Consider the following 4,971-nt stretch of genomic DNA (forward strand, 5'->3'; position numbering starts at 1 on the left):
ATCGGTGTCCACCGTGGACAGCAGACGACCGGTGGCCGCTTCCACCGTCGCGATCGTGCCGGCCAGGCGCACCGGGCGGGTACAGGCGGCGGCCGGGCGGATGTGCTCCAGCCAGTCCGTGAAACCGCCGCTCGCCGCCCGCACGGCCGCTTGTTCACGGGCGTGCGGCGAGCGGGTCAGCCACGAGGGTGACCCGGGCGTGAGGACGGTCGCGGTTGTCATGCCGGCCGTCCGCAAGCGGCGATGTCAAACAGCGGCAGCTGTACGGGTGTGCGGTTGGTGGCCGCGAGGATGCGGGAACGCCAGCGCAGGGCGTAGGTGAGGCAGTTGGCGCAGTTACGGTGTCCGCTACAACCCGGCAGCGGCGGTTCGCGGCGGGCTTGTGCGCTCCAGGCCATCGAGTCAGCCGAGGTGAGCAGATGCCCGTGACGGGCCAGACCGAGGGTCTTAAATCCGAAGCCGTGCAGCCGCGTCACGCCGGCCCGGTGCAGGGCGGTCAGAATGTCGCCGACCTCGGTCGTGCCCTGACGGCGGCACACCGACCCGACACCGACCAAACGGGCGTGGGCGAGGTCGACGCCGGCGGCGGCGTAGCGGTCGACGCAGCGTAGGTAGTCGGCGGCCGTCCAGCCCTGTACGACCGGCACCCACGGCAGGTCCGGTGCCAGGTCGACCAACTGCCGGTAGTTGTCGACGGTGCGCGCTTGGTGCTCGGCCACGCTCAGACCGGTCTTGGCGGTGATGAACGGCTCGCACATCCAGTCCTGCGGCGCCGCCCACACCAGCCGGCCGATGTCGTCGCGGTAGCGGCGCACTCGCCGGGCGTAGACCGCCGGGGACGGGCCGTGTGTCCAGGTGCCGTACTGGCTCAGTTCGGTGAACCCGCCCGAGTCCAGTGCCCATATCGTCCGCGCCCGGGGCAAGGTTCGGTAGCGGCGTAGCCGCCGGTCGGACACGAACAGCGGCACCCCGGCACGCGCGAGCCAGTGCGGCTGGTGGGTGCCGAGGTAGAACAGGGGCGGCTCGGCGCACGGGGCCGTACCCGAAACCGGGGTGGTTTCGGGTACGACGGTCAGCGTCGAGACGGTCAACGGGTCACCCGTGCGGAGCGGCCGTTGACAGACGGGATCGGTGTATTGGGGCTGTCCGGTCCGAGGTCCAGGACGGCCAAGGCTTGCGCGGCTTCCTCGGAGGTCACCTTGAGCCGGACGGCGAGTTGGTTCGCGTTGATCGGCGTGCCGTCGTTATCTGCCCGGTACTGCTTGGCGACCCGCGATGCCATGGCCAACACCTCCGGCGACAACACAGCCGGCGCGGCGGGTCGTGCACGGTCCAGCGCGTTGACGGAAGAGTCTGCGGTGGACGGTGCCGACGGGCGCGGCGGTGCGTCGTCGTCGCGGCGGGGCCGGGGCGACGGGCGTCGAGCGGGACGGGAGGTTTCGACGGGTGCCAGGGACGCGGCCACCGGGCCGGTCGGGGCAGGTGTCTTCCGGCGCCGCGCGGCCAGGTCGGCCGGGGTCGGTGCCGCAGCCGGAGCCGGCTCATTTGCCGGACGTTCCGGCCGGTCGTCCATTGCGGAGCGCGCGGGCGCATCGTCCATGAAGGACGGTGCGGCCTGCGTGTCCACTGTGGACGGCGCGACAGGGTTCACAGTCGTAGGGATAGGAGTTGTAGGGACGGGGATTGTGGTCGAAGCAGCATGGTTCTGCTGCGGGATGGGCATCAGTGCGGGTGTTGCGCTTCGGCTTGTGGCCATCAGGGCCGCAGTGGCCATGATCATCAGACCGTCTACGGCCAGTGGGCCGAGGACCACGACGAGGGGTTCTTCCCCGTAGTGGGCCAGCAGGCCGGACAGGTGCCGGTAGGACACCAGCGCCGCCACGAGAGCGACAGGCAACAGCCCGCCCCAACGAACGATCCGCCAGGACACGCCGTTCGGCCAGGAAACGCGGGCGAGGATCTCGACCGCGACGAACAGGAACACCGGCCAGACGACCGCGCCGACCACGGCACCGGAATCCGGTGACCAATCGGCAGGTGCACCCTGGGGTGTGACGAAGGAATGAGCGACGTTGGCCGCGATGGACACCGCACCGCCGAGGACAGCCCCGACGTAGGCCCAGGCACGGCCACTCATGTAGACACTCACGGCGCCTCCCCGGTCGGGGCTACGTCGCGGGGGTCTTCCAGGCTGGACACCTGATGCGGGTCGCAGTTGTTGGCTGCTTCCCGCAGGGATGCCTGAACGTTGCGTACGTCTTTGGCGATCCAGTCGTTCCAGTACGCGACCAGGTCGCGGAACGAACCGGAGAACTCGAGGTGCAGTTGCGGCTCGACCACGTCGGCCAACTCCTGCACCGCCAGGGTGAGCAGATCGTTCAACGGCCGGTAAAGGTCCGTCGACAGCACGAACTCCGCGCGCACGGCCAGGCGGCCCAGGGCAGCCCATTCCAGCGCGCCGAGCGCCGAGACCTGCTCACGCTTGTCATCGATCAGTTCACGATCGGTGGAGGTCCACCCTTTCCAGTCCAGGTACTCCGCAGCATCGAGGAGCAACCTGGCGACCTGGGCGTTACGCGCAACCTTGCCCATGTCAGGACCGCCTTTGCGGGCCGGACATCAGCGAGAACGCCAACAGCACGATCTGGCGGTGGCCGTTGCTACGACCGATCGCCGCTTCGATCGAAGCGATGTCGTTCTCCGTGCGGATCGGCGCCGGCCGAGTCACATAGGTGCGGCCGAAGCCCTCGACGGACGGGTTCGTGTAACTGACCAGGTAGGTGTACTGGGCCGGAACCGGGCGAGACTCACTGACGCGACCTGTTCCCTTCTGCGGACGATCGGACGGCATCTGCCGTGACCGGCGGAACATGTTGTCGGCCATGTCAGCTCTCCCCGCTCGGGTCACCGAACAGCGAGAACGCCAGGATCGACGCGTCGTACATGCCGCTGTGGTTACGCACGAGCTGCTGAACCTCGCGGACTCGATCCATCGTGGTCAGCGGGTAGGGCAGGGTCACTTCGATCTGCCCGAAGCTCGTGGCGCCGTTGCCGACGAAGCCGATCATGTAGTGGTACGTACGGTTGGTCATGGCGTCGTGTCCTTTCCGTTGAGGAGGTCGAGCAGGCTCGGTTCGATCACGGGTTCCGGACACGGCGCCGATCGGCCCGTCCGAACCGTGAAACGGTTGGTACGAACGGATTTCGGCTTGATCAGGGATTCGAACTGTTCTCCGGTCAGCAGGTCTTCCAACGCGGCCGGGTTCTCGGTACGCCGCCGATACAGCTGCGGACGCACGACCGACATGGTCGGGCACTCGGACTTGTCGTCCGGGTAGCGGTAGCCGCACTTCGGGCACGCCGAAGGACGCGGACTACTCCCCGGGAAATGGTCGGCGAACACCCGCACGAGGGTCCCGACCGTGACATCAAGACCGGCGGAACGGATCCGCTCATCGATGCCACCACGCTCGGCAGAGCTACTGCCGTAGCGCATCTGCACGGCCTGCTTCGACACACCCAACCGGACAGCGATGTCCGCCCATGAGTAGCCGAAGTCGTAAAGCCCAACGACCGCGACCCGCACCGCAGTGTCCACATCGGACACCAGAGCGGTCAGCCCCACGAGGGCTTCCACGTCACCGTTACCGACACGGCGGCCGTAGGCCCGCACCATCCGACGCACCATCGCGCCGAAGGCATCGTTCTCCACCTGACGCTTGACCCGCTTACGCGGCTTCGGCGTCAAGGCGGACTTGCCGGTGTTCTTGCTCATTCGGCACCGCCGGGCACACTCAGCGCGAGCGCGATCAGGCAGTCCCGTTCGAGCTTGTCGGTCACCTCGACGTACTCCCACCGCCGACAGGTCGGACACTGGAAGACGCGCTCCACGACCGACCGGTCGAAGATGGTCGCCTCCGACCACTCGGGCGATGTCTTGGCTTCCGGCATCGGCATGCCGCAGCACTCCGGGCCGGGAACCGGACCCTGATAGATCCGCTCCCACAAGTCCGCCGCCGCCAACACGACCGCACGAACCTCTTCGTAGGTGCGGCCCCGGGCGTCGTTGAACCCGTACGCCGTCATCGGGTTGCCGTTGTCGTCCCCGTCCGGGAACCGGTCGACCAGGTAGCGCTCCAGCCACGCCATCGCGGCCTCGAACTCCCCGAAACCGGGGTGCTCGAAGTGCAACGCCGGGGCGTCGACACGCTCGCCATAGCAGACCATCCCGAGCCCGGCCACAATGCACGCCGGAGGGAACAGCACCACCGCGGTGCGGTCGTAGTAGTCGCCCTGGACCCAGCCGTACCGGTCCGTGTACAGGACCATGTCCCGCAGCGTGTTCGCCGGAGAGAACCCCACCTCGGAGTCGGAGTCGCCGGGGTCGCCGTCGAGAAGACCGGCAACGTCGCGCGCCTCCATCGCCGCCTGGTAGTTCTCCAGCAGCCGCTCGCCGTAGGACTCGGCCTCAGCAACCTCCTCGTCCGACTCGGACTCCTCCGGGTCGTCGTCGTGCAGTTCCGGCGCCGAAGCGCAGGCACCGCACTCCGGCTCGGCCGAACCGCCGAAGATGAACGCTCCGCCGCAGGTGCGGCAGTCGAGGTACCAGTGCGGCTCGTCCGACCGGTGCCACGACTTGCAGGTCGGGCAGTCCTCACCGACCGGCAGGTCGATCGAGAGGTTTTCGGTAGGCTGCATGACGCCGCCTCCTTTCGTTGAAGGGGTTTCAGGTGGCTAGGGCCGGCGACAGCGGTCGCTTTCCACGGCGTGTGCCGCTGTCGTCGGTTCGTTGGATGAGTTGCTCAGCCTGCCCATTGGGGTCAGTGCCGGTGGGTGACCTGGACGACCGTCACGCAGCCGCCGATCAGCGATGCGAGGCCGACGAGCGCGGCGACGCCGAGGACGCCCTTGCCGAGGTCCGCGATCGGACCGAACGACGTCCCGGCCACCGCCAGGTACAGCGCCCGGATC

7 protein-coding genes and 1 pseudogene are annotated in these 4,971 nt (G+C 68.2%); all 8 read right to left on the reverse strand.

Features of this window, described 5'->3' with window-relative positions:
* Positions 1–222: pseudogene (locus Val02_RS46810) on the reverse strand (hypothetical protein); the annotation flags it as partial.
* Positions 219–1,091, reverse strand: coding sequence for a deazapurine DNA modification protein DpdA family protein (locus Val02_RS46815; protein ID WP_239153869.1), 873 nt, complete (start codon positions 1,089–1,091; stop codon positions 219–221). The gene Val02_RS46815 and the pseudogene Val02_RS46810, both read right to left, overlap by 4 nt.
* Entirely contained in the window at positions 1,088–2,149 is a 1,062-nt protein-coding gene (locus tag Val02_RS46820; RefSeq protein ID WP_203905863.1) for a hypothetical protein, read from the reverse strand. The genes Val02_RS46815 and Val02_RS46820 overlap by 4 nt, the downstream gene beginning before the upstream one ends.
* A complete protein-coding gene (locus tag Val02_RS46825) occupies positions 2,146–2,592 on the reverse strand; it encodes a DUF6197 family protein (protein WP_203905864.1) in 447 nt (148 codons plus the stop codon). Before Val02_RS46825 ends, Val02_RS46820 begins: the two co-directional genes overlap by 4 nt.
* A 1-nt stretch (position 2,593) precedes the next feature.
* Positions 2,594–2,884, reverse strand: coding sequence for a hypothetical protein (locus Val02_RS46830; RefSeq protein ID WP_203905865.1), 291 nt, complete (start codon positions 2,882–2,884; stop codon positions 2,594–2,596).
* Position 2,885: 1 nt separating this feature from the next.
* On the reverse strand, positions 2,886–3,092 hold the full coding sequence (locus Val02_RS46835; protein WP_203905866.1) for a hypothetical protein: 207 nt from the start codon (positions 3,090–3,092) through the stop codon (positions 2,886–2,888).
* Entirely contained in the window at positions 3,089–3,775 is a 687-nt protein-coding gene (locus Val02_RS48595; RefSeq protein WP_308440061.1) for a hypothetical protein, read from the reverse strand. The genes Val02_RS46835 and Val02_RS48595 overlap by 4 nt, the downstream gene beginning before the upstream one ends.
* The gene (locus tag Val02_RS46845; protein ID WP_203905867.1) at positions 3,772–4,698 is read right to left on the reverse strand and encodes a DUF6197 family protein; all 927 of its coding nucleotides are present in this window, start codon (positions 4,696–4,698) and stop codon (positions 3,772–3,774) included. Before Val02_RS46845 ends, Val02_RS48595 begins: the two co-directional genes overlap by 4 nt.
* Positions 4,699–4,971: the final 273 nt, after the last annotated feature.

Origin of the sequence: Virgisporangium aliadipatigenens, from assembly GCF_016863615.1 — a bacterium.
Lineage (GTDB): Bacteria > Actinomycetota > Actinomycetes > Mycobacteriales > Micromonosporaceae > Virgisporangium > Virgisporangium aliadipatigenens.